This window comes from Enterobacter sp. Sphag1F (assembly GCF_014193275.1).
Taxonomy (GTDB): domain Bacteria; phylum Pseudomonadota; class Gammaproteobacteria; order Enterobacterales; family Enterobacteriaceae; genus Pantoea; species Pantoea symbiotica.
This window is the reverse complement of the sequence record NZ_JACHZD010000002.1, coordinates 1,009,120-1,032,003: the sequence shown is the minus strand read 5'-3', so window position 1 is coordinate 1,032,003 and position 22,884 is coordinate 1,009,120. Positions and strand designations below refer to the sequence as shown.

The following is a 22,884-nucleotide window of genomic DNA, read 5'->3' as shown; positions in this document are numbered from 1 at the left end:
ATAGCAGGTCTTCGGACCTGCTTATTTCAATGATCAGGGAACGATTAATATAAAAACGTTGATGTCCCGCGTGTCGGGCGCTGCGAATTAACGCGTTTTCTACAGGGTGAAAATACGGGGATCTTATGCGTCAAAATAATCCAATAAAAAGTGTTGGCGTCGCCTTAATGCTGGTTCTGCTATCCGTTGCAGGCGCCATCATTGGGGTTCAGCTTATTACCACCATTGGGGTGACACCCAATACCTCTATTATCGGCGCGCTGTTTGCCATGCTGCTGGCGCGTATTCCACTGCAATGGTTTCGTCGCTATCGCTCCATTGAAGTCCAAAACCTCGCGCAAACCGCCATCTCTTCTGCCACCTTCGGTGCGGCCAACAGCCTGTTGATGCCAATCGCGGTGCCGTGGGCGCTGGGCGAGCCGCAGCTGGTGCTGCCACTGTTTGTCGGCGTCAGCGCGGCGATGCTGCTCGATGCTTATTTACTCTATCGCCTGTTTGATACGCGCGTCTTCCCGGCCAGCAATGCATGGCCGCCGGGCGTGGCAGCAGCCGAAGCGATCAAAGCCGGTGATAAAGGCGGTCGTCAGGCCTGGTTGCTGGTGGTGGGCATTGTCGGCGGCATTGTCGGTTCGATGCTGAAGATCCCCATGTCGGCATTTGGTACCGCGTTTATCGGCAATATCTGGGCGCTGAGCATGCTCGGTATTGGTTTCCTGCTGCGTGCTTACGCGCAACCGGTTGCTGGCATTGATATCAACGCGCTCTATATTCCGCACGGCGTGATGGTCGGTGCCGGTTTGGTGGCGCTGATTCAGGTGGTGCAGGTGATTCGCAGCCGCCGCAATGATCAGGTCAACGTCAGCCGCAGCGACAACGAAGTGAAACGTTCGCTGGGTTTCGGCACCGTCGGCTACATCGTCATCTCCACGCTGCTGGCGCTGGCGGGCGGTTTGTGGAGCCAGATGGGCCTGCCGATGCTGGTGCTGTTTATCATCTACGCCGCCTTTGCTGCCTTCGTTCATGAACTAATTGTTGGTATTGCCGCCATGCACTCCGGCTGGTTCCCGGCTTTTGCGGTGGCGCTGATCACCCTGATTCTGGGTATTCTGCTCGGCTTCCCGCCGCTGGCGTTGTGCCTGCTGTGCGGCTTTACTGCCGCCACCGGTCCGGCGTTTGCCGATATGGGTTATGACCTGAAAGCCGGCTTTATCCTGCGCGGCAACGGTGCCGATGTGCAGCAAGAGCTGTGGGGCCGCCGCATTCAGCTGATCGCCGCGATGATCGCCTTTGTGATCTGTATTCCCGTGGTGTGGTATGCGCACACGATTTTCTTTGCCGAGAATCTGCTGCCGCCGGTGGCGCGCGTCTATGCCAAAACCATTCAGGCCGGAGCCGAGCCGGGTATCGCTGGAAATCTGCTGATGTGGGCGATTCCGGGCGCCATCATTCAGTTGATCGGCGGACCGAAGCGTCAGCTTGGTGTGTTGCTGGCGACCGGTTTATTGATCAACAACGCCGCTGCGGGTTGGGCGGTGATGGTGGGCATCGCGCTGCGTATCATCATCCTGCGCGTGTGGGGCGAGCGTGGACGTTCACCGATGGAGGTGATGGCCGCTGGATTTATCGCGGGCGATGCGCTCTACAGCTTCTTCCATTCACTCTTTGCCAGCGGCACTAAAAAATAATCCAGGAAATTCATTATGAGTTTACAGCAGACACTGCAGGTCTTTGAGTTACTCGATAGCGCTTACATTGATGGCCAACAGGTAGTTGATCTGTTCGCGGCCTATCCGGGCGTCACCGCCAGCACGAAACGCGTCACCGGGCCAAAAGGGCGGACCGATTTCGTTCGCATCGACATTCCCGGTGCGCAGGGTAAAAGCAACGGCGGCAATGCGCCAACGCTGGGCATCATTGGGCGTCTTGGCGGTATCGGTGCGCGTCCAACGCGTATTGGGATGGTGTCAGACGCCGATGGCGCAGTCGCGGCGGTAAGCAGTGCGCTGAAGTTGGCGCAGATGCAAACCAAAGGCGACGTGCTGGCCGGTGATGTGATCATCACGACCCACATCTGCCCGGATGCGCCAACCCGTCCGCACGAACCGGTCGATTTCATGGATTCGCCGTGCGACGACATCACCATGAATGACAATGAAGTGATTGCGGGCGTCGATGCGATTCTGTCGATCGATACCACCAAAGGTAACCGCATTCTCAATCACAAAGGCTACGCGCTGTCGCCGACGGTGAAAGAGGGTTACATCCTGCGCGTGTCAGAAGATCTGCTGCGCATTATGGAGATGACCAGCGGCAAACCGGCGGTCACCTTCCCGATCACCACGCAGGACATCACGCCATACGGCAACGGGGTTTATCACCTCAACAGTATTTTGCAGCCTTCCACCGCGACGGATGTGCCGGTTGTAGGCGTTGCGATCTGCGCCGAATCGGTGGTGCCGGGCTGCGGTACCGGCGCGAGCCACGAAGTGGATATCGCTTTAGCGGTGAAGTTTGCGGTGGAAGTGGCGAAAGAGTTCGGGCGTGAAACCTGTCACTTCTACGACGCGCAAGAGTACGCTCTGCTGCTCTCTTTGTATGGTAGTCTCAGCCATCTGCGCACCCGGAAAGCCTGATGATGAATATCTCCCTGGTCACACTGACGATTGGTCAATCACCGCGCAGCGACATTCTGCCGCTGCTGCTGGAACATCTGCCTGCCGATCAGGTGGCGCATGCCGGTTTACTCGACGGTTTGACGCTGACCGAAGTCGAGCAGCAGTATGCGCCCGCGCCGGGCGAAACGGTGCTGGTATCGCGCATGATCAGCGGCGAGCAGGTGCGCCTGTCGGGACCAAAAGTGGAGCAGGGACTGCAACGTAAGATCAACGCGCTGGAAGAGCAGGGCTACGACACCATTCTGCTGCTGTGCACCGGCGAGTTTGGCACGCTGAAAACGCAATCTGCCTTGCTGCTGGAGCCGGATCGCATCATCCCGCCGCTGGTTAAGGCGATTGTGCAACAACACAAAGTCGGCATTGTGGTGCCGGTGGCAGAGCAGATTGCCGAGCAGGCCAACAAGTGGCGCAATCTGGATACGCCGCCGTGCTTTGCCGTCGCTAGCCCGTATCTGGCGGAGCAGGCCGATTTGGTGGAAGCGGGATTGTCGCTGCAGGAGCAGGGCGCGGATGTGGTGGTGCTGGATTGCATCGGCTATCACCAGAAGCACCGTGATTTCCTGCAGAAAATGCTGGGCATTCCGGTACTGCTCTCGAACGTGCTGGTTGCCAAGCTGGCGGCAGAATTGATCGTCTAATGCGGAGAGATCACAAGTTGCGATCTGTGGCGCTAATTCGCGTGACAGATCAGCGAGTTCCTTAGTAATCTGCCAGTCACGATAATGTGCTGTGAGGAAGTAATATGCTCAATACGAGTGAGTATTTCGACGGAAAAGTGAAATCCATTGGTTTCGACAGCGTGACCATTGGCCGTGCCAGCGTTGGCGTGATGGCGGAAGGTGAATACACCTTCGGCACTAATCAACCGGAAGAGATGACGGTGGTGAGCGGAGCGCTGAAAGTGCTGCTGCCGGGTGAAACCGAGTGGAAATGGTACGAAGCCGGCGCTGTGTTCAGCGTGCCAGGCCAGAGCGAATTCCATCTGCAGGTGGCCGAGCCTTCATCTTATCTGTGCCGCTACCTCTAAACTCAACCTTTAGAACATCTTAAACCTGCGACTCTCTGTGAAGCGCAGGTTTTTTTATTTTTTGCCTCCCCAACTTTTTGGTGTACAAATTTAGGCTAAATTTGCCCTCCAAACATCCTCAATGCTACTCTTCATCAATGTTCATTTTTTGCCCGAATACCAACATTTAATGGCAAGCGGGTGAAGGTTAAATCTTCCCAGATGATTCATTATCTGCAGCGATAAGGTCACAGATAAATGGCACAGACTATGTCACAGAAGGTTGCTCGCGAAGGGTTAGGAAATCCTGAACTGTTCAAAGGTGGCGTATTTATTACGAAGAATGGTGTTGCGGAGTTATTTGTTCAGACCGCAGCAGAAAGAGAAGCGGAGTTGGTGAAAATGGAAGAAGAGCGCCAAATCAACGCCCTGTTTAAATTGGCAATGATGGCTAAACAAGAAGTAGCTGACGATGAAGGTGTGACACCGGAAGAGGTTCTGGAGAGATTACGTAATGCCAGAACGTAATAGAAGGATCGTGAAAATTGACTCGTCAGTTTCGAATTAGCGTTGCGCCACTGGCGGAATGGACTCTGAAGGATATCGAGTCTTTCAAGAGCACAACGATTGGCGGCCGTCTGGCTGCGGAATTTGTTGATCGTCTTTTGATGGATTCTGTTGCTGCGATTATGCAGGATCCTGAGCGATATCGATTTAGCCACCTGTTGTCACAACGCGGTTTAAATCTGCGAGAAAGATTGGATCCAGACAGCGACTATCGCGTGCTGTATGACTTTGATGGCAAGACCGTGCAGATATTGATGTTTTTAAGCGTGAAACAGGATTTTGTTACCACGCTGTATCGCTACCAGATAATGAAGTGAAACGAAAATTCGCGCAGGTTTGTCGTAGGGTCGCCATTAATGGCGACCAGATTCGGGGAATTAACGCTTCGCTTCGCCGCCTAACGCTTCAACCAGATTACTGATCAGCGCGGCCAGTTCGCTGGTCATCAGAATGAAATCCGCATCGAAACGCTGGGCGAAATCGTCGCGGTCGATGTCATCATTCTGCTCACGCAGCGTGTCGCTGAACTTCAAACGCTTGACTGAAGCATCATCAGCGATGACGAACTGAATGCGTTCCTGCCAGTCGAGCGCCAGTTTGGTGACCACTTTACCGGCTTCAATGTGCGTGGCGATCTCGTCAGAAATTAGGTCCTGCTTCTTACAGCGGATCACGCCGCCATCTTCCAGCATCGCTTTCAGCTCAGCTTCATCCATTAAGGCGAAACCGGCTGGCAGTTCACCTGAGCGCACCCATTCGGTCAGCGTCAGCTCGATCGGATTCTCCAGCGTTAACGGAACCACCGGCAGCGAACCGAGGCTTTTACGCAGCAATGCCAGCGTATCTTCGGCTTTCTTGGCGCTGGCGCAATCGACGATGATCAGGTTGTTAACGGTGTCGATCCACATATAAGTCTGGCTGAAACGGCTAAACGCGCGTGGCAGCAGGCTGTGCAGCACTTCATCTTTCAGCGAATCTTTCTCGGTTTTCTTCAGCTTGCGGCTCTGTTCCGCTTCCAGCTTGTCGATTTTGGCTTCCAGCGCCTGCTTCACCACCGGCGACGGCAGAATTTTCTGCTCGGTGCGCGCGCAAATCACCATCTGACCGTTGATTTCATGCGTCAGCGCTTCGCTGCGGTTGCCCATCGGTGAGACCCAGCCGGTTTTCGCCATATCCTGACTGCCGCACGGCGAAAAGGTGAAGGCGTCGAGCTGCTTTTCCAGATCGTCTGCGGACAGCGGAATGTCACGATTCAGACGATAAACCATCATATTTTTAAACCACAACATCGGGATTCCTTACCGTGGGTGCGATCGGGCGCACAAGTCTCAAAGTCAGCGCGCATGATAGCGAAACATCGGATTGGTTTCATTGCCTTTCCCGATTCAGCCTTCTACTGTATTTGTCACCAGAACGAATAATGAGGAATAAATCGTGCGCATCGGGATTGATTTAGGCGGTACCAAAATTGAAGTGATTGCACTGTCTGATCAGGGTCAGGAGCTGTTCCGTCATCGCGTTAACACGCCGCGTGACGACTACGCTGCCACGGTTCAGGCGATTGTCGATTTAGTGCTGCTGGCGGAGGAGAAAACCGGCCAGCAGGGCACGGTAGGCATCGGCATTCCCGGCACGATTTCGCCCTATACGCAGCGGGTAAAAAACGCCAACTCCACCTGGCTGAACGGTCAGCCGCTGGATAAGGATTTAGCGCAGGCGCTGAATCGTGACGTGCGCATCGCCAACGACGCGAATTGTCTGGCGGTTTCCGAAGCGGTAGATGGCGCGGGCGCAGGTCAGCCGCTGGTGTTCGCGGTGATCATTGGCACCGGATCGGGCGCGGGCGTAGCGATTGGCGGTGAGTCGCGCATTGGTGGTAACGGCAATGCCGGTGAGTGGGGCCACAATCCGCTGCCGTGGATGGACGAAGATGAACTGCGCCATCGCGCGGAAGTGCCTTGTTATTGCGGTTTGCAGGGCTGCATTGAGACCTTTGTATCGGGTACCGGTTTTGCAATCGATTATCAACGTCTAAGCGGTAAAGCGCTGAAAGGTGCGGAGATCATCAAGCTGATTGAGCAGCAAGATCCGGTGGCGGAACTGGCGATGAACCGCTACGAAATGCGCCTGGCGAAATCGCTGGCGCAGGTGGTGAATCTGCTTGATCCCGATGTGATTGTGCTGGGCGGCGGCATGAGTAATAACGATCGCCTGTATCAAACCGTGCCGGCATTGATGAAGCAGTGGGTGTTTGGCCGCGAGTGTGAAACACCGGTGCTGAAGGCGGTGCACGGAGATTCGAGCGGTGTGCGCGGTGCTGCGTGGTTGTGGCCGGTTAAGGCGTGAGTTGATGTAAAAAGGTCGCCATAAATGGCGACCCTACAAAACCCCCTGCTAACATTACTCACCCACTAACATCGAATCCTGCGGCGCGTTATCGCGCTGGGCTTTAGTGGCCAGGAAGTAGACATATCCCACCGCCATAATCGCCACAAACAGGCCGCCAATCACCGGGTTAAACCACAGCATCGCTACGAGACACACCAGCGACAGCACCAGCGCAATGCCCGGCACAATCGGATAGCCTGGCGCACGGAAGCTGCGTTCCATCTCTGGCGCAGTGCGGCGCAGTTTAAACAGGCTCAGCATACTCATCAGATACATCACAATCGCGCCGAATACCGCCATGGTGATCATCGCGGCGGTCAGCGTCATGCCTTGCAGATTGATAAAGCCATCGCTGTAGATCGCGGCGATACCAATCAAACCCCCGGCAATAATCGCGCGGTGCGGCGTCTGGAAGCGCGACAACTTCGCCAGACTCTGCGGCAGATAGCCAGCGCGGGCGAGGGCGAAGAACTGGCGCGAATAGCCGAGAATAATGCCGTGGAAGCTGGCAATCAGTCCAAACAGACCAATCCACACCAGCATGTGCATCCAGTTGGAGTTTTCACCGACGATCATCTTCATCGCCTGCGGCAGCGGATCGTTGATGTCCGACAGCTTGCGCCAGTCGCCTGCGCCACCGGCCAGCAGCATCACACCAATCGCTAACACCACCAGCGTCAGAATGCCGGTGATGTAGGCTTTGGGAATGGTGCGCTTCGGATCTTTGGCCTCTTCGGCTGCCATCGCTGCGCCCTCAATCGCCAGGAAGAACCAGATGGCGAACGGAATCGCAGCGAAGATGCCCGACATCGCGGGCATGCCGAAGTGATCGCTGCCCGCCCAGCCGTTAGCGGCAAAGTTGGCAATGCTGAAGCCCGGCGAAACCACGCCCATAAACACCAGCAGCTCCAGAACCGCCAGCACCGTGACTACTAATTCGAACATCGCCGCCAGCTTGACGCCGAGAATGTTCAGCGCCATGAAGACGATATAGGCGCCGACCGCAGCAGTTTTTGGATTGAGATCGGGATATTGCACGTTGAGGTAAGCGCCAATCGCCATGGCAATCGCCGGCGGTGCGAATACGAACTCAATCAGCGTGGCGAGGCCAGCGATCAAGCCGCCGGTTTCACCGAACGCGCGGCGGCTATAGGCAAACGGGCCGCCCGCATGCGGAATCGCGGTGGTCAGTTCGGTGAAGCTGAAAATAAAACAGGTATACATGGTGGCGATCATCGCGGTGGTGATGAGAAATCCCAGCGTGCCCGCCACGCCCCAGCCGTAACTCCAGCCAAAATATTCACCAGAAATCACCAATCCAACCGCAATGCCCCACAAATGCAGGGTGCCCAGCGTGGGTTTGAGCTTATTCGTCATCGTCTTTTCCCCGTCGTCATTGTTGGTGCGGCAGCTTCACCGCGCTTTTTTATCTTTGCGCTACAGTGAAGTGATAATGCCGCTGGCTGGCGCGGGAAAACTTGACGCGGGCGCAGTGAGTTTTGTCCTCCACGGTCAACTCTGAGGCAAGAAAAGTGCCAGATGCACGCTGCGGTCAACTTTGGGTTGTCTGCGGTCAAGCAGTCAGGACGACGTCATCCCATGCTGATACCACTTGCTTGATGCTGGAGATTGATGAATGAGTGCCGAACAATCCGATACCTTAACCGATGCTGAAATCACCCTGCTGGCGCATCAGGCGCTGGCCAGTTATCCCGCGGCACTGCGCGGCGAACTGAAGCTGTTGTGCCGCTCGGAGAATGCCACCTTCCTGTTGCAGGCGGCGGGCAAACGCTATGCGCTGCGTCTGCATCGTCCTAACTATCACAGCAAAGCGGACATTCAGAGCGAGCTGCTGTGGCTGGATGCGCTGCGTGACATCGGCATCATGGTGCCGCAGGCGATCCCGGCCAGCGATGGTGCAACTGTGCTGACGCTGCCGATGGCAAATGGCGCAGAGCGCTACGCCGTATTGTTCCACTGGATCGAGGGTGACATGCCTACCACCGATGTCGATCCCAAAGCGTTTCAGCAACTTGGTCACATCACCGCGCGCTTGCATCAGCACAGTCGCAACTGGCAGAAACCGGCGGGTTTTCAGCGCATCATCTGGGATCATCACACCATGGTCAGCGATCAAAGCCATTGGGGACGCTGGCAGGATGCGCCGAACCTCAATCCGGCCGATCACGGCATCGTCGCCGAAGCGGTGGCGCGCGTCGGGCAAGAGCTGCAAGGCTTCGGCAAAGGTGCGGATCGTTATGGTTTGATCCACGCCGATCTGCGTCTGACCAATCTGCTGCTGCATAAAGGCGAAACGCGGGTGATCGATTTTGATGACTGCGGGCTTGGCTGGTATCTGCACGATCTGGCGGCGGCGATCAGTTTCGTTGAGCACCATCCGCGCGCCGCCGAATGGGTGGATAACTGGATCCTCGGCTACGAAAAAGTGGCGCACATCAGCGATGAAGAGATGGCGCTGGTGCCGACGCTGCTGATCCAGCGTCGTATTCAGATGACGGCGTGGATGGGATCGCACGCGGAAACGGAAATGGCGCTGAGTCTCGGGCCGCGCTGGGCCGATCACTCGGTGCGCCTCTGCCGACGTTATCTGGAAACCAATCAGCTGCCGGTCGGCGTCTGATGCACCAGCAGTGAGCAGCTTTGCGCTGTCGCGGCGCAGCAAGGGTCGCCAAATAAACGTAGGGTCGCCATTTATGGCGACCTCACTACAAAATTTGCAAGTGACTCGCCTGGTACGAAAATTGCTGGAATCCTCAACCTGTTTCACTCGCGCCACACGCAGAGGTTCCGATGCAATCACTCATTACACCCACTGAAGCCTTCAGCGCCTTGTCCGTCAGCGCCAGCAATCGCGGCGTGTTGGCGGCGGCCGCCACTGGACTGAGCGGATTTATCACTGACAAAGGCGGCGATGTCGATCGCATCTTTGGCATCAGCGGCATTAACTCCGAACTGCTGGCAAGCCCCACGCTGAGCCTGGGGTTAGTGAACTACTGTCGCGTGATGGAAGAAGCGGCGCGCCATTCCGGTTTTGATAACTTCGGTTTGCATTACGGCAAGCAGTTCAAACCGCAGTCATTAGGCTTGATTGGGTATATCGGCCTCTGTTCGCCGACGCTGGAGCAGGCGCTGCACAACGTGGTGAATGCCTTTCCGTGGCATCAGCACGACACGCTGACGCGGCTGGTGGACAAAGGCGAGTGCTGGCGGCTCGATTATCAGGTACGCCACGGCGCGATCCTGTCACGACGTCAGGATGCGGAGCTAACGCTCGGCATGTTCCTTAACTTGATCCGCCACGTCGCCGGCAAAAACTGGGCGCCGCGCGAAGTACACTTCGAACATCCGCGTCCAGAACAGTGGCACGAGCACTGCAAAGTGTTTGATGCGCCGGTGTGGTTTGATCAACCGTTCAACTCGTTGTTGATCCCGAAACGCGATCTGCTGCGCAGCATGCCGGAACAGGATCCGATGCTGCTGATGGTGATGCAGGATGCCATCCGCCGCCTGAACAGTTCTGCCAGCCTGCAAAGTGTGGTGGAACAGGCGCGCTCGCAGGTGAATTTGTCACTGGTGCAGGGCGAACCGGTGCTGGAAGAGATTGCCGAAAAAATGGGCTTGTCGAGCTGGTCGCTGCAACGGCGGCTGCGCGAAGAGGGCATCAGTTTCACCGCGCTGGTGGACAAGGTGCGCTGCGAGATGGCGACGCACTATCTGCAACAGAAGCAGCTGCCGATTTCAGAAATGGCGCTGCTTCTCGGTTACTCCGAAGTCAGCGCCTTTTCCCGCGCCTTCCGCCGCTGGTTTGGCATCAGCCCGCGCCAGTGGCGCCAGGATGGCTCGGCGTCGCCGGGGCAAAACCGAACCACGCTGGCTGGTTAACCTCTGGCGGCGGCGGTAAATCTTTGCTTTGACCAATCAACTGCCACGCGCGCAGGCACAGCGTTTCGTCGCCTTGCGTCTGCGTCACTGCGTAGCGCCCGCTGTTTTGCCACTCGAGCCGCACCAGACATTGCTGACCGGCATAACGCCGCGCATCGCGGAAATGCTGGTTGAGCTGATGCTGCATCTCATCAGCCCATTTGCAGGATGCGCTGCCCGGCGCACTTTGCGGCTGGCACAGATTGACGATGCTATCCTGTTGCTTTGGCTGAGAATGCTGACAAGCACTGAGCGCCACCACAATCATTAACCCGCCCAATAATCCCGCAATTCGATTAATTAAATTCATTAATGTGCCTGTATTTTCACTAAAGATCCTTTCCCTCACTGCCGACAGTCTACAGACCGACTCAACCAATGCTATGGCATTACTCTGACTGTCGGCAGAACCAGAATTTGCCGCAGCCTCGCGGCTTTATCCCCTTTTGATTCATGGATTAGAAATGCAGAAAAAATATGCCCTTGCGGCACTCTCCTTGTTAAGCGCCACGCTGCTCAGCGGCTGCGCGACCGAATCGTCACGCGCGATTGAAGCACCACAGGTGCGTGCGGCTAGCCAGCCCGCGTATCAGGGCGTGCGCAGCCCGATTGCGGTTGGCCAGTTTGATAACCGCTCCTCGTACATGAACGGCATTTTCTCCGATGGCGTTGATCGTCTTGGCAATCAGTCGAAAACCATTTTGGTCACGCACCTGCAGCAGACCAATCGCTTCAACGTGCTGGATCGCAGCAACCTGAAAGAGTTGCAGCAGGAAGCGGGCTTTAAGAAGAGCGAGCAGAACATCAAAGGTGCGACTTACATCATCACCGGCGATATCACCGAATTTGGTCGAAAAGAAGTGGGCGATCAGCAGCTGTGGGGCATTTTGGGGCGCGGTAAAAACCAGATCGCCTATGCCAAAGTCAACCTGAATGTGGTGGATGTCACCACTTCAGAAGTGGTGTACAGCGCGCAGGGCGCGGGTGAATTCAAGCTGTCAGCGCGTGAGATCGTCGGCTTCGGCGGCACCGCCAGCTATGACTCAACCCTCAACGGTAAAGTGATGGATCTGGCGATTCGTGAAGCGGTTGATCATTTAGTGGATGGCATTAACAGCGGCGCATGGCGTCCGGCGAAATAAGGATATTGAGCATGAAAATGTTGCAACTGAGTGCGGCGTTGATCGCTGCGGGCGTGCTGGCAGGCTGTGCACCAAAAGGGCCGGAACCGATCTATTACTGGGGCGATTACCAGCAGCAGATCTACAGCTACTACAAAAAAGATAGCGACCCGCAGAAGCAGATCGAAGCACTGAATCTGGATATTGAAAAAGCCAAATCGGTCAACAAACCGGTCGCGCCGGGCTTGCACGCGCAGCTCGGTCTGCTGTACGCCAAAACCGGAGATACCGATAAAGCCTTCGGCCAGTTTGCCACCGAGAAGCAGCTGTTCCCGGAATCGGCGCCATACATGGACTTTCTGATGAAGAAAAAACAAGGAGTTGCTCAGTGAAAAAGCTGATTGTTTCTTTAGGCGTGCTCGCCACGCTGTTGTTGACCGGCTGCGCGCACAAAAAACCGTACGACTACAGCGCCTTCCGCGCCAGCAAACCGGCCTCGATTCTGGTGCTGCCTGCGGATAACCGCGCGCCGGATGTGAATGCGGCGAACAGCTTCACCTCGCTGGTAACGCGTCCGCTGGCGGAAGCGGGCTATTACGTGTTTCCGGTGGCGGTGGTGGATGAAACCTTCCAGCAAAACGGTTTAACCAACGGCCACGAAATTCAGGCTGTTAGCCCGCAGCGCCTGCATGACATCTTCCATGCCGACAGCGCGCTGTACATTTCGGTGACCGATTACGGCAGCAGCTATCAGGTGATTCAGAGCGTGACCAAGGTGTCGGCGACGGCGCGTCTGGTGGATCTGCGCAGCGGTAAAGAGATTTGGCAAGGCATTGCCACCGCCAGCGACGCGGAAGATGGCAATAACAATAACGGTGGCATTATTGGCATGTTGGTGTCAGCGGCAATCAAGCAGATTGCCAGCAATGTGACGGATAAGGCACACACCATCGCCGGTGTGACCAGCGCCCGTCTGCTGGCGCAGAACGAGCAGGGCGGTTTACTGGTCGGCCCACGTTATAAGTTGGCAACAGTGAGATAAAAAACCGGTGCGCATGAATGCGCACCCTACGAAAACCCGCCGAAGCACCGTAGGGTCGCCATTTATGGTGACCTGAATTATTCCCCTGGCAACTCCAGCTTGCTATAACCCAAACCGTTCATCTTGCGGACGCGGATCTGCACCGGAATGCGCTCTTTCATCGCTTCTACATGGCTGATCACGCCGATGGTTTTGCCGCTGGCGTTCAGGGCATCGAGCGCATCCAGCGCGGTGTCCAGCGTCTCGGCATCCAGCGTGCCGAAGCCTTCGTCGAGGAACAGCGATTCGATGCGCGTTTTATGACTCACCAAATCCGACAGCGCTAACGCCAGCGCCAGGCTGACGAGGAAACTCTCGCCACCCGACAGCGTACGCGTATCGCGCGTGGCGTCGGCCTGCCAGGTATCCACCACTTCCAGCTCCAGCTCTTCACTGACGCGGCGCTGCAGCAGATAGCGACCGTGCAGGCGATCGAGCTGGCGGTTCGCCAGCCACACCAGATGATCGAGCGTCAGGCCTTGAGCGAAGCGGCGGAATTTATCACCTTTGGCCGAACCCACCAGATCGTTCAGGCGGCCCAACTGTGCCAGCTCTACTTCATCGGTGGTGATTTGCGTCAGCAGCGATTGCTGCTGCAAACGCAGTTGCGCATCGCTGTGCAACTGCTGCTGCGCTTCGCCCTGTTGACGGGCATTGTCACGTAAAGTCACGCGCAGTTGTTCCAGCTGTTGCTGAATAGTGGCGGCGATCTCATCGTTGAGATCGGCCGGGCGCTGCTGCTGATGCGCCATCCAACGCTGCGTGAGCTGTTCGCTGAGGATAAGCTGCTGCTGGCGCTGCTGATCGAGCGTCTGCAGCTGTTGGCGCAGTTCATGCACCTCGCGCTCATCCAGCAGGGCGGCACGCAGCGCCGTTTCATCGGCAAAATCACTCTGCTGCAGCGCGGCGAGGAAGGCGCTCTCGGCCGCGGCGGCGCGTTCACGCAAGGTGTGTTGCTGCGCCGCGATCTGCTCACACTGGCCATTCAGGCTGTGCAGCGAGCTTTGCGCCTGCTGCCACTGCTGTAGCTGCTGCGCCAGCGCCTGTTCACACTGTTGCAGCGCGGCGTGCTGCTGCTGTCGGGCTTCCGCCACCCGACGATCGCCAAACAGCTGCTGACGCTGTTCTTGCTGCTGCTGGCGCTGCTGTTGCAGCGCGCTGAGCGTCTGCTGCAGCTCATCGAGCCGCTGCTGTTCACGCGCCAGATTCTGCTGCAGGCTGCTACGCTCACTCTCGGCTTTCGCCAGCTGCGGCTGCAACTCGCCGTGTAAGCGCTCATTTTCCTGCCATGCGCCCCAGCGCTGCTGTAGCGTGAGGAGCCAGCTTTCCCGCTCAGCCGCGTCTGGCAAACTGAGCTGATGCTGCGCTAACTGTTGTTCCAGCTGCTGCGCCAGTTGCTGCATGGCGCTGCGTTCGCTGGCTTCGCGCTGGATGATTTCATCCAGCGTCTGCTGCGTGCTGACGATCTGCTGCTGCGCCAGCTGCTGTTGATTTTGATGCTGCTGCCACAGCTGCTGCTGTTGCAGATGTGCATCCTTCGCCTGCTGTAGCGCACGCGCGGCGTTTTCCCGCGTCTGCAGCTGCTGTTGCTGCGTTTGTTCCTGCGCATCCTGCTGCTGTTGCCACTGCGCAAAATCGTCTTGCTGCTCCAGTGTGCAGGTAAGTGCCAGCTCACCGCTCAGCGCTTGCCATTGGGTGTTCACCGTTGCCAGTTGCTGGTCGTAATCAGCGATTTCCTGCTGCAACGCCTGCTGCTGTTGCAGCGACAGCTTCTGCTGCTCACCTTTAGCGGTGCCGGACTCTTTCAGCTGCGCCACGCGCGTTTCCAGCTCAGTCAAGCGCTGCTGATTGGCGCCGGGCTCAAGCTGTTGATATTGCGCGATCGCCGGATGCTGACACGAGCCGCACAGCGGGCAGGGTTGATCCGGCTGCAGTTTGGCACGTTCGTCGGCCAGCTGAGCGATGGTGCGCTCCAGCTCGCAGATTTTGCGCACATCGAGCAGCGCTTGATGTTCCCGCTTGTACTCGTCGCGCAGCGCCTGCAACGCCTGTTCGGCTTCCTGATGCTGCTGCTGCAACTGCGCCAGTTTCTGCTGACGCTGCAAGCGCTGCGGCTGCAACGCGCGCCACTGCGCGGCGAGCAGGCTGAGCTGCTGGCGCGCAGAACGCTGCGTTTGATGCTGCGTCAGGGCGGCACGCAGGCTTGCGCTGGTGATCTCCGCCTCAAGCGAAGTCAGTGCTTGCTCCGCTTGCAGACGCTGCTGCGCGGCCTGCGCTTCGGCTTGCTGCAACGGTTGCGCTGCCTGTTCACGTTGAGCCTGCGCCTGCTGATGCTGCTCCAGCTGGCTGCGCTGCTGTTGCTGCTGTGCGATGAGCTGCGTCAACGTCTGCTCGCGCTCATCCAGCCGGGCGATCTCCGCCTGCCAGCGCGTCAGTTCTGCGCCCCAATCGGCGACAGCGGCTTCGCGGATGCGGAATTCCTGCTGCTGCGCCAGCTGCTGTTGTAAACGTTCACTTACCTGCTGTTGCTGGCTCAGCGCGGTTTGGCTGGTTTGCAGCGCCTGTTGCTGCTGCAGGTGCAGTCGCTGCTGTTCATCCAGTTGCTGCGAGATTGTGGTGATGCGTTGATCGAGCGGGATAACCTGCTCGGTCAGCAGCGTTTCGAGCTGCTGCTGTTGCTGTAACGCCTGCTCGCGCGCCTGCTGCGCGGCCTGATAATGGCTTTCGCCCTGTTGCAGCGCGGTTCTGGCCTGCTGTTGTTGCGCCTGTAGCTGCTGCGATTGCTGTTCCAGCGTGCGGAGATCGCCCTGCAGCTGTTCGCGCTGCTGTAGCTTCTCGCGCAGTTTTTCTGCCGGTTCGGCCCGCGCCAGCCGCTGACGATCGCCATCCGCCTGCTGCCACGCCTGTTGCGCGGCAAGCAGCGTCTGCTCGGCCTGTTGCTGTTCCTGCGTCAGCTGTTGCTGCTGCACCAGCCATTGTTGCTGATGCTGCGCCAGCGTCAGCTGTTCGCTCAGCGATTTCTCCTGCTCAGCGAGTTCTGCCAGCTGCTGCGTCAGCTCTGCACGGCGCGCTTCATCAAGCAGCGACATACCACCGGCGCGGGCGCGCAGCGTATCCAGCTCGCTGCGTGCGGTGCGCCAGCGTTCGTAGATCTGTACGGAGATTTGTCCGTAGATTTCGGTGCCGGTCAGCTCTTCCAGCAATTCGGCACGTTCGCCGGGTTTGGCATTTAGGAAGGCGGCAAACTGGCCTTGCGACAACATCATTGAGCGGGTAAAACGGGCGAAATCGAGTCCCGACAGGGTTTCAATCGCTTTCAGCTTGTCGCCAACTTTATCGGCGATGATCTGATTATCCGCGACGCGCGCCAGCTCGACGCGCGGGGCCTGCAATTTGCCGTCGGCCTGACCGCGTGCGCGGTTCTGGCTCCAGAAGGCGCGCCAGGCTTCGCCTTTGATCTCAAACTCCACTTCTGCCAGACACTCGGCGGTATCGCGCGTGATCAGCTCGTTCTGGGTTTGCGACAGCGTGCCGAGGCGCGGCGTTTGGTGATAGAGCGCCAGACAAATCGCATCGAGTAAGGTTGTTTTGCCCGCGCCGGTGGCGCCAGTAATGGCAAACAATCCGTTGCTGGCAAATGGCTCGCGGCGGAAATCGATAAACCATTCGCCGCGCAGCGCATTGAGGTTCTTAAAACGTAACGTCAAAATTTTCATGCGGATGGATTCTCCAGCGCGGCAAGCTGAGTGCGGAACAGCTGCGTTAACTGCTCGGCTTGCTCGGCATCCAGCTGATCTTCCTGCGCCAGTCGGCGGGCAAACACTTCTTCCACTTTTAATTCGCTCAGGGTTTCGTTCTCCAGCCGCTCGAGGCTGCGCTGCCGCTGTTCGCGGCTGCGGCGCACCAGCAGCACTTCGACCGGCAGATTTTCGGTCAGCGCTTCAATGCGGCGTTGCAGATCGCTGAGATATTCCTGCGTAGTGATCTCAATATCCAGCCAAGTTGGCTGTTCGCTGGTGCTCCCGCTGAACTGCGCCAGCTGATGTTCAATCTCTGCCATCGAGCCTTTCAGCATCTGCATTGGCTGGAAGTGCGGAATGGTCAGCGGCGTCACTTCCTTGAGCTTGTCGCCAAACTCCAGCAGGAAGACGCTTTTCTCGCGGCCAAGCTCATCAAAACTGAGCGGAATCGGCGAGCCGCTGTAACGAATGTGCTCGCTATTGGCGATGCGCTGGGCGCGATGGATGTGACCGAGCGCGATGTAATCTGCAGGCGGAAACGCCTGCGCCGGGAAGGCATCCAGCGTGCCAATATAGATGTCGCGCACCGAATCGCTTTTGGTGACGCCAACGGTGGTGAGATGGCCGGTAGCGATAATCGGCAGCGCGCTGTTCATTGACTGCGCGGCGGCAAAGCAGTGTTGGTAATGCTGCTCAATCGCCTCCAGCAGCGAGATCTGCTTCTCGCGGCCGGATTGGCCGGCCTGGCTGCGCAGAATGTCGCGCGGTCGCAGATAAGGAATGGCGCACAGCAGCGCACCCGGCGCGCCATCGCGCTGCTTCAGGGTTAACACCTGTTGCTCGCCCTGCGGTGTGGCGCTGGTGATCACCTGCGTATTCAGGCAGGCCAGCAGCTCGCGCGATTCATTCAGCGTCGCCACCGAATCGTGATTGCCCGCCAGCACCACCAATTGACAGCCGCTGGGCTGCAGCGCCACCACAAAACGGTTAAACATTTCACGCGCGTAGCTCGGCGGCGAACCGGTATCAAACAGGTCGCCAGCAATAATCAGCGCATCCACCTGATGCTGCGCAATCTGATCCAGCAGCCAGTCGAGAAACGCCTGATGTTCCCGCGCGCGACTTTTGCTGTAAAAGAACTGACCGAGATGCCAGTCAGCAGTGTGAATGATGCGCATGTTTGCTCCGTGCTCTGTTTAGCGAAGGCGAATTATAACCACTTAAGATCACAAAGAAAAAAAGCAGATTTTTATTGTCACATTTCTGTTTTTTATCTATCTATCTTAGGGCGGTGTTTTCATAAAAGTGTCACAAAACTGACGCATAATGGCGCCGCAAATCCCAGTGACACGTTGTCACACTAGCAGGAGTTACAATGGCTAAGCGCATTTTGGTTGTGGAAGACGAAGCTCCCATCCGTGAAATGTTATGTTTCGTGCTGGAACAGAATGATTACCAGCCTATTGAGGCGGAAGATTATGACAGCGCGATTGGTAAGCTGATCGAACCCTGGCCTGATTTGATTCTGCTGGACTGGATGTTGCCCGGCGGCAGCGGAATTCAGTTTATTAAGCACTTGAAGCGTGAAGCCATGACGCGCGACATCCCGGTGATGATGCTGACGGCGCGCGGTGAAGAAGAGGATCGCGTGCGCGGTCTGGAAGTGGGCGCGGATGATTACATCACCAAGCCATTCTCACCCAAAGAGCTGATGGCGCGTATTAAAGCGGTGATGCGCCGTATTTCACCGATGGCGGTGGAAGAGGTGATCGAGATGCAGGGCCTGAGCCTTGATCCTTCCTCACATCGCGTGATGTCTGAAACCACGCCGCTGGAGATGGGGCCGACCGAGTACAAACTGCTGCACTTCTTTATGACGCACCCGGAACGCGTGTACAGTCGCGAACAGCTGCTGAACCACGTTTGGGGCACCAATGTGTATGTCGAAGATCGCACCGTCGATGTGCATATTCGCCGTTTACGTAAAGCGCTGGAATTGACCGGCCACGATCGCATGGTTCAAACCGTTCGCGGAACAGGGTATCGTTTCTCTGCCCGCTACTAAACGTAAACGGAGTTTTTACCGTGCTGGAACGACTCTCCTGGAAGAGATTGTTGACCGAGCTGGCGCTGGTCTGTTTACCTGCGCTGGTGTTGGGTCTGTTGTTCGGATATCTGCCGTGGCTGCTGCTGATTGCGGTGACCGGCGTGATGTTCTGGCACTTCAGAAATCTGATGCGTCTGTCGCACTGGCTGTGGGTCGATCGTTCAATGACGCCGCCCACCGGACGCGGCAGCTGGGAACCGCTGTTTTATGGCCTGTATCAGATGCAGTTGCGCAACCGGCGTCGCCGCCGCGAGCTGGGCAATCTGATCAAACGTTTCCGCAGCGGTGCCGAATCGCTGCCGGATGCGGTGGTACTGACCACCGAAGAGGGCACCATTTTCTGGTGCAACGGTTTGGCGCAACAGCATCTTGGCTTGCGCTGGCCGGAAGATAATGGCCAGAACATCCTCAATTTACTGCGTTATCCTGAATTCTCCCGCTATATCCGCCAGCGCAAGTTCGATACGCCGCTGACGCAGATCCTCAATAATCAGCATCATATGGAATTCCGCGTGATGCCTTACAGCGAAGGTCAGTGGCTGATGGTGGCGCGTGATGTCACCCAAATGCACCAGCTGGAAGGCGCGCGACGCAACTTCTTTGCCAACGTCAGTCATGAACTGCGTACGCCGCTAACGGTGTTGCAGGGCTATCTGGAAATGATGGACGATGCGGTGATGAACGAGCGTACGCGCAGCAAGGCGTTGCACACCATGCAAGAGCAGACGCGCCGCATGGACAGCCTGGTGAAGCAGTTGCTAACTTTATCTCGTATAGAAGCGGCACCGGCCATCGATCTGAAAGAGACGGTGGATGTGCCGGGCATGCTGCTGCTGTTGCAGCGTGAAGCGGAAACGCTGAGTCAGGGACGCCACACCATCCATTTCCATACCGATCCGCACCTGAAAGTGTTCGGCAATGATGAGCAGTTGCGTAGCGCCATTTCCAATCTGGTCTACAACGCGGTGAATCACACGCCGGATGGCACGCGCATCGACATCAGCTGGCTGCGCACCAAACAAGGCGCGCAGTTTAAGGTGTGTGATGACGGGCCGGGCATCAGCGAACAGCATCTGCCGCGCCTTACCGAGCGTTTCTATCGTGTGGACAAAGCGCGTTCGCGCGCCACCGGCGGCAGCGGCTTGGGGCTGGCGATCGTGAAGCACGCGCTGGGCCATCACAACGCGCGGCTGGAGATCAACAGCGTGCCGCATCAGGAAACCTGTTTCAGCTTCCTGCTGCCGCCACGGTTGATTGTGGCTAGCGCTCTGCAAGAGCGGGTTAATTAAGGTTTGCACATCCATTGCGTGATGCCGCTCAGTTAAGCACAGAGCATCTTTCGTTCGCCCTAAGCTGAGGTAGTTGCAGCACCCTTGTGCGGCGACCGAGCAGAGAGCGCCTGGCCGCGCCCTCTGCACTCCCGGGCCTTGCGCCAGCCCAACCCGCCGCTGCGCGGTACCTTCACTCATTCACGATTCCTGACGGACCGGTGGCGATTCGCTCCTGCTCAGCGCCACCTCTCGCCGCATCCATGCGGCTCGCCCTGGAATCCCTCACTCGTTCAGCGGGTTAGGATGTCGCCTCAACAGCCGCGCTGCACCATCAAGGCATAATTTTGACTCGCCATCGCTACAAGTCTCGTAGGGTGGCCATTCATGGCGACCAGGTGCGCATAAATGCGCACCCTACGGGATTTTCGTAGGGTAGCCATTCATGGCGACCGCTTCGCGCTTAACTGACAACCTTTACGCAATTTATTGCGCGATAAATCACGCCGCTCCAGAATAGGCGTCTCATTAAATTGCGGAATCGCCAATGAAATCGCTGTTGCTATCCCTCTTGCTGCTTTGCTCTGCTTTGGCACACGGCCAACAAACCATGCTAACCGGCAATCTGAGCAGCGTCGGATCGGATACGCTGGGTTATCTGATGACCTTGTGGGGCGAGGATTTTAGCCGCCAGTCGCCGGGCGTGAACGTTCAGGTGCAGGCGGCGGGCTCGTCTACCGCGCCGACCGCGTTGGCGGCCGGTGCTGCCCAGCTTGGCGCGATGAGCCGCCCGATGCAGATCGACGAACGCCAACTTTTCATTGCGCGCTACGGTTATCCGCCGCTGGCGGTACCGGTGGCGATGGATGCGCTGGTGGTGGTGGTCAATCAGGACAATCCGCTGCCGCGCATCGCGCCGCAACAACTCGATGCGCTGTACTCCATTACGCGCCTGTGCGGCGGACAGCAGGTGCCGCAGCGCTGGGGCGATCTCGGTTTGAGCGACAGCCAATGGGCAACGCGCAGCATCCAGCGTTATGGACGTAACTCGGCGTCGGGCACATGGGGTTTCTTCAAGCAGCAGGCGCTGTGTAAAGGCGATTTCCGTGCTGACGTCGCTGAATTCCCCGGTTCCGCTGCGGTAGTGCAAGCCGTTGCCGCCACGCCTAACAGCATCGGTTACGCCAGTTTTGGCTTTCATCTCAGCGGCGTGAAAATGCTGCCGGTGGTCACGACGAACGGCGACAGCGTGATGCCGGATACCGAATCCATTCGCAGCGGCCGCTATCCGTGGTCGCGCCCGCTTTATATTTACGTCAACAAAGCGCCCGGCAAACCACTGCCGCCGCTGGTGAATGCCTTTCTGCATCAGGTGTTGTCGCCACAAGGCCAGCGTCGGGTGAGCGAAGCTGGCTATTTGCCGTTGTCAGATAGCCAGATGGCGCAAGCGCGGGCGGCAATTGAGGGAAATTGAAGAACGTGCATCTGAACATGAAATAGTTTCATGTAAGCTGAATTTTCTTCCGTTGCCGAAATTGTAACAGCGTGGCATTCTTCTTGGACATATAGCCGTCCAGATGGCTGAAATAACCCAGCGAAATTATACCCTGACGCAACTAAGCGTCAGCCAGGAGATAAGATGCCACGTCATAACCCGTTCCGCGCCGATACCGTCGGCAGTTTTCTGCGTCCCGCTGCCATCAAGCAGGCGCGTGTGCAGTTTGCCAATGGTGACATCAATGCTGATCAACTGCGTCAGGTGGAAGATCGTGAAATCCGTCATGTGGTGGAGCAGCAGCGCGCCAACGGTCTGCAGATCGTTACCGATGGTGAATTCCGTCGCGCATGGTGGCACTTTGACTTCTTCGGCGATCTGCACGGCGTTGAGCTGTTCGAAGCGGAGCAGGGCATTCAGTTCAATGGCGTGCAGACCAAAGCGCACGGCGTGAAAGTCACCGGTAAAGTGGCCTTTAATCCCAATCACCCAATGCTGGATCATTTCCGCTTCCTGCAAAGCGTAGCGGGCGATGCGGTTGCCAAGATGACCATTCCCAGCCCAAGCGTGCTGCACTTCCGCGGTGGCCGTAAGGTGATCGATGCTACGGTTTATCCTGATTTGAAAGACTATTTCGCTGATCTGGCACAAACCTACAAAGATGCCATCAAAGCCTTTTACGATGCCGGCTGCCGTTATCTGCAGCTGGATGACACGGTATGGGCCTATCTGTGCTCTGCCGAACAGCAGCAGCAAATCCGCGAACGCGGTGAAGATCCGCAGGAACTGGCGCGCATCTATGCTGAGGTGCTGAACACCGCGCTGGAAGGTAAGCCAGAAGATCTGACCGTCGGGCTGCATGTGTGTCGCGGCAACTTCCGCTCAACCTGGATCTCTGAAGGTGGCTATGAGCCGGTCGCTGAAGTGCTGTTTGGCGGCGTGAATATCGATGCCTTCTACCTTGAGTATGACAACGAACGTTCAGGTGGCTTTGAGCCGCTGCGCTTCCTCAAGCCTGGCCATCAGCAAGTGGTGCTGGGTTTGATCACCACTAAAACCGGCGAGCTGGAAGATGCGGAGCAGGTAAAAGCGCGTCTGCAGGAAGCAGCACAGTTCGTCAGCCTCGATCAAATCTGCCTCAGCCCGCAGTGTGGCTTTGCTTCTACCGAAGAGGGCAACAGCCTGAGCGAAGAGCAGCAGTGGCAGAAGATTCGTCTGGTGGTCGATATAGCAAGAACAGTCTGGTAATTCCGTAAAGTTAGCCAAACAGGCGCGTAAATCGCGCCTTTTGTGCATCTGCAGGTCGATTTATGCAAAGAGATCTCCCGCGCTGAGGAAACTTTTAGCAAATCATCTGAGGTGTTTTCCTACAATTCCACCGTGATTCACTGCTTTCTCCCGCTATCTTGTTATATCCTTCTGGTTTTCCGATCCCGTATTGCCTTTCTTCGCTATAAACGTTCTAATTTGCGCCGTTGTCGATTTATCCCTCTG

The 22,884-nt window shown here is 57.1% G+C and carries 21 protein-coding genes; 16 read left to right on the top strand and 5 right to left on the bottom strand.

From position 1 onward, the window contains the following. Positions 1–125: 125 nt before the first annotated feature. The 6 genes from FHW71_RS10345 to FHW71_RS10320 all read left to right on the top strand — a co-directional run bounded on the left by FHW71_RS10345 (position 126) and on the right by FHW71_RS10320 (position 4,565). Positions 126–1,685, top strand: coding sequence for an OPT/YSL family transporter (locus tag FHW71_RS10345; protein WP_179451727.1), 1,560 nt, complete (start codon positions 126–128; stop codon positions 1,683–1,685). 15 nt (positions 1,686–1,700) lie between these two features. After that, on the top strand, positions 1,701–2,633 hold the full coding sequence (locus tag FHW71_RS10340; RefSeq protein ID WP_061717490.1) for a DUF1177 domain-containing protein: 933 nt from the start codon (positions 1,701–1,703) through the stop codon (positions 2,631–2,633). A gap of 2 nt (positions 2,634–2,635) precedes the next feature. Then, complete coding sequence (locus tag FHW71_RS10335) at positions 2,636–3,313, top strand: AroM family protein (RefSeq protein ID WP_179451796.1); 678 nt, start codon at positions 2,636–2,638, stop codon at positions 3,311–3,313. A gap of 104 nt (positions 3,314–3,417) precedes the next feature. Continuing rightward, positions 3,418–3,702, top strand: a complete 285-nt coding sequence (gene ppnP / locus FHW71_RS10330) for a pyrimidine/purine nucleoside phosphorylase (protein ID WP_008106067.1) — start codon at positions 3,418–3,420, stop codon at positions 3,700–3,702. Positions 3,703–3,939: 237 nt separating this feature from the next. Beyond that, complete coding sequence (locus tag FHW71_RS10325) at positions 3,940–4,209, top strand: hypothetical protein (protein ID WP_061717489.1); 270 nt, start codon at positions 3,940–3,942, stop codon at positions 4,207–4,209. 17 nt (positions 4,210–4,226) lie between these two features. After that, complete coding sequence (locus FHW71_RS10320) at positions 4,227–4,565, top strand: hypothetical protein (RefSeq protein WP_061717488.1); 339 nt, start codon at positions 4,227–4,229, stop codon at positions 4,563–4,565. Between the two features lie 60 nt (positions 4,566–4,625). On the opposite strand, the gene rdgC is transcribed toward FHW71_RS10320, so the two are convergent. After that, complete coding sequence (gene rdgC, locus FHW71_RS10315) at positions 4,626–5,537, bottom strand: recombination-associated protein RdgC (protein WP_008106069.1); 912 nt, start codon at positions 5,535–5,537, stop codon at positions 4,626–4,628. A gap of 145 nt (positions 5,538–5,682) precedes the next feature. Here rdgC and mak point away from each other — a divergent pair, with 145 nt between their 5' ends. Then, positions 5,683–6,594 (top strand): fructokinase, encoded by a 912-nt coding sequence (gene mak / locus FHW71_RS10310; RefSeq protein WP_008106071.1) that lies wholly within the window; start codon positions 5,683–5,685, stop codon positions 6,592–6,594. A gap of 54 nt (positions 6,595–6,648) precedes the next feature. Here the strand turns inward: mak and eat are convergent, their stop codons facing one another. Continuing rightward, positions 6,649–8,013, bottom strand: coding sequence for an ethanolamine permease (gene eat / locus FHW71_RS10305; protein ID WP_179451726.1), 1,365 nt, complete (start codon positions 8,011–8,013; stop codon positions 6,649–6,651). A gap of 259 nt (positions 8,014–8,272) precedes the next feature. Between eat and FHW71_RS10300 the strand changes: the two genes are divergently transcribed. Together FHW71_RS10300 and FHW71_RS10295 are read left to right on the top strand one after the other, a co-directional pair. Next, a complete protein-coding gene (locus tag FHW71_RS10300) occupies positions 8,273–9,277 on the top strand; it encodes a phosphotransferase (protein ID WP_179451725.1) in 1,005 nt (334 codons plus the stop codon). Between the two features lie 170 nt (positions 9,278–9,447). Next, on the top strand, positions 9,448–10,539 hold the full coding sequence (locus tag FHW71_RS10295) for an AraC family transcriptional regulator (protein ID WP_179451724.1): 1,092 nt from the start codon (positions 9,448–9,450) through the stop codon (positions 10,537–10,539). Here FHW71_RS10295 and FHW71_RS10290 read toward each other — a convergent pair. Then, entirely contained in the window at positions 10,469–10,888 is a 420-nt protein-coding gene (locus FHW71_RS10290; RefSeq protein ID WP_179451723.1) for a cell envelope integrity protein TolA, read from the bottom strand. The genes FHW71_RS10295 and FHW71_RS10290 overlap by 71 nt on opposite strands. 154 nt (positions 10,889–11,042) lie before the next feature. Here FHW71_RS10290 and FHW71_RS10285 point away from each other — a divergent pair, with 154 nt between their 5' ends. The 3 genes from FHW71_RS10285 to FHW71_RS10275 are packed head-to-tail and all read left to right on the top strand — an operon-like array spanning position 11,043 to position 12,741. Then, positions 11,043–11,720, top strand: coding sequence for a CsgG/HfaB family protein (locus tag FHW71_RS10285; protein WP_101762459.1), 678 nt, complete (start codon positions 11,043–11,045; stop codon positions 11,718–11,720). Positions 11,721–11,731: 11 nt separating this feature from the next. Further along, positions 11,732–12,091 (top strand): DUF4810 domain-containing protein, encoded by a 360-nt coding sequence (locus tag FHW71_RS10280; RefSeq protein WP_154153651.1) that lies wholly within the window; start codon positions 11,732–11,734, stop codon positions 12,089–12,091. Continuing rightward, complete coding sequence (locus FHW71_RS10275; RefSeq protein WP_008106085.1) at positions 12,088–12,741, top strand: DUF799 domain-containing protein; 654 nt, start codon at positions 12,088–12,090, stop codon at positions 12,739–12,741. Before FHW71_RS10280 ends, FHW71_RS10275 begins: the two co-directional genes overlap by 4 nt. Before the next feature lie 77 nt (positions 12,742–12,818). Here FHW71_RS10275 and FHW71_RS10270 read toward each other — a convergent pair whose 3' ends face one another. Continuing rightward, on the bottom strand, positions 12,819–16,496 hold the full coding sequence (locus FHW71_RS10270) for an SbcC/MukB-like Walker B domain-containing protein (RefSeq protein ID WP_179451722.1): 3,678 nt from the start codon (positions 16,494–16,496) through the stop codon (positions 12,819–12,821). Then, positions 16,493–17,698 carry an exonuclease subunit SbcD gene (gene sbcD / locus FHW71_RS10265; RefSeq protein WP_179451721.1) on the bottom strand — a complete coding sequence of 402 codons (1,206 nt, stop codon included), beginning with the start codon at positions 17,696–17,698 and terminating at the stop codon, positions 16,493–16,495. The genes FHW71_RS10270 and sbcD overlap by 4 nt, the downstream gene beginning before the upstream one ends. A gap of 197 nt (positions 17,699–17,895) precedes the next feature. Between sbcD and phoB the strand changes: the two genes are divergently transcribed. The 4 genes from phoB (at position 17,896) to FHW71_RS10245 (ending at position 22,638) form a co-directional block, all read left to right on the top strand. Beyond that, positions 17,896–18,585 (top strand): phosphate response regulator transcription factor PhoB, encoded by a 690-nt coding sequence (gene phoB / locus FHW71_RS10260; RefSeq protein ID WP_007887040.1) that lies wholly within the window; start codon positions 17,896–17,898, stop codon positions 18,583–18,585. A 20-nt stretch (positions 18,586–18,605) separates the two neighbouring features. Then, positions 18,606–19,916 (top strand): phosphate regulon sensor histidine kinase PhoR, encoded by a 1,311-nt coding sequence (gene phoR, locus FHW71_RS10255; protein ID WP_179451720.1) that lies wholly within the window; start codon positions 18,606–18,608, stop codon positions 19,914–19,916. Positions 19,917–20,442: 526 nt separating this feature from the next. Then, positions 20,443–21,369 carry a PstS family phosphate ABC transporter substrate-binding protein gene (locus tag FHW71_RS10250; protein WP_179451719.1) on the top strand — a complete coding sequence of 309 codons (927 nt, stop codon included), beginning with the start codon at positions 20,443–20,445 and terminating at the stop codon, positions 21,367–21,369. Between the two features lie 165 nt (positions 21,370–21,534). Continuing rightward, positions 21,535–22,638 carry a cobalamin-independent methionine synthase II family protein gene (locus FHW71_RS10245; protein WP_179451718.1) on the top strand — a complete coding sequence of 368 codons (1,104 nt, stop codon included), beginning with the start codon at positions 21,535–21,537 and terminating at the stop codon, positions 22,636–22,638. Positions 22,639–22,884: the final 246 nt, after the last annotated feature.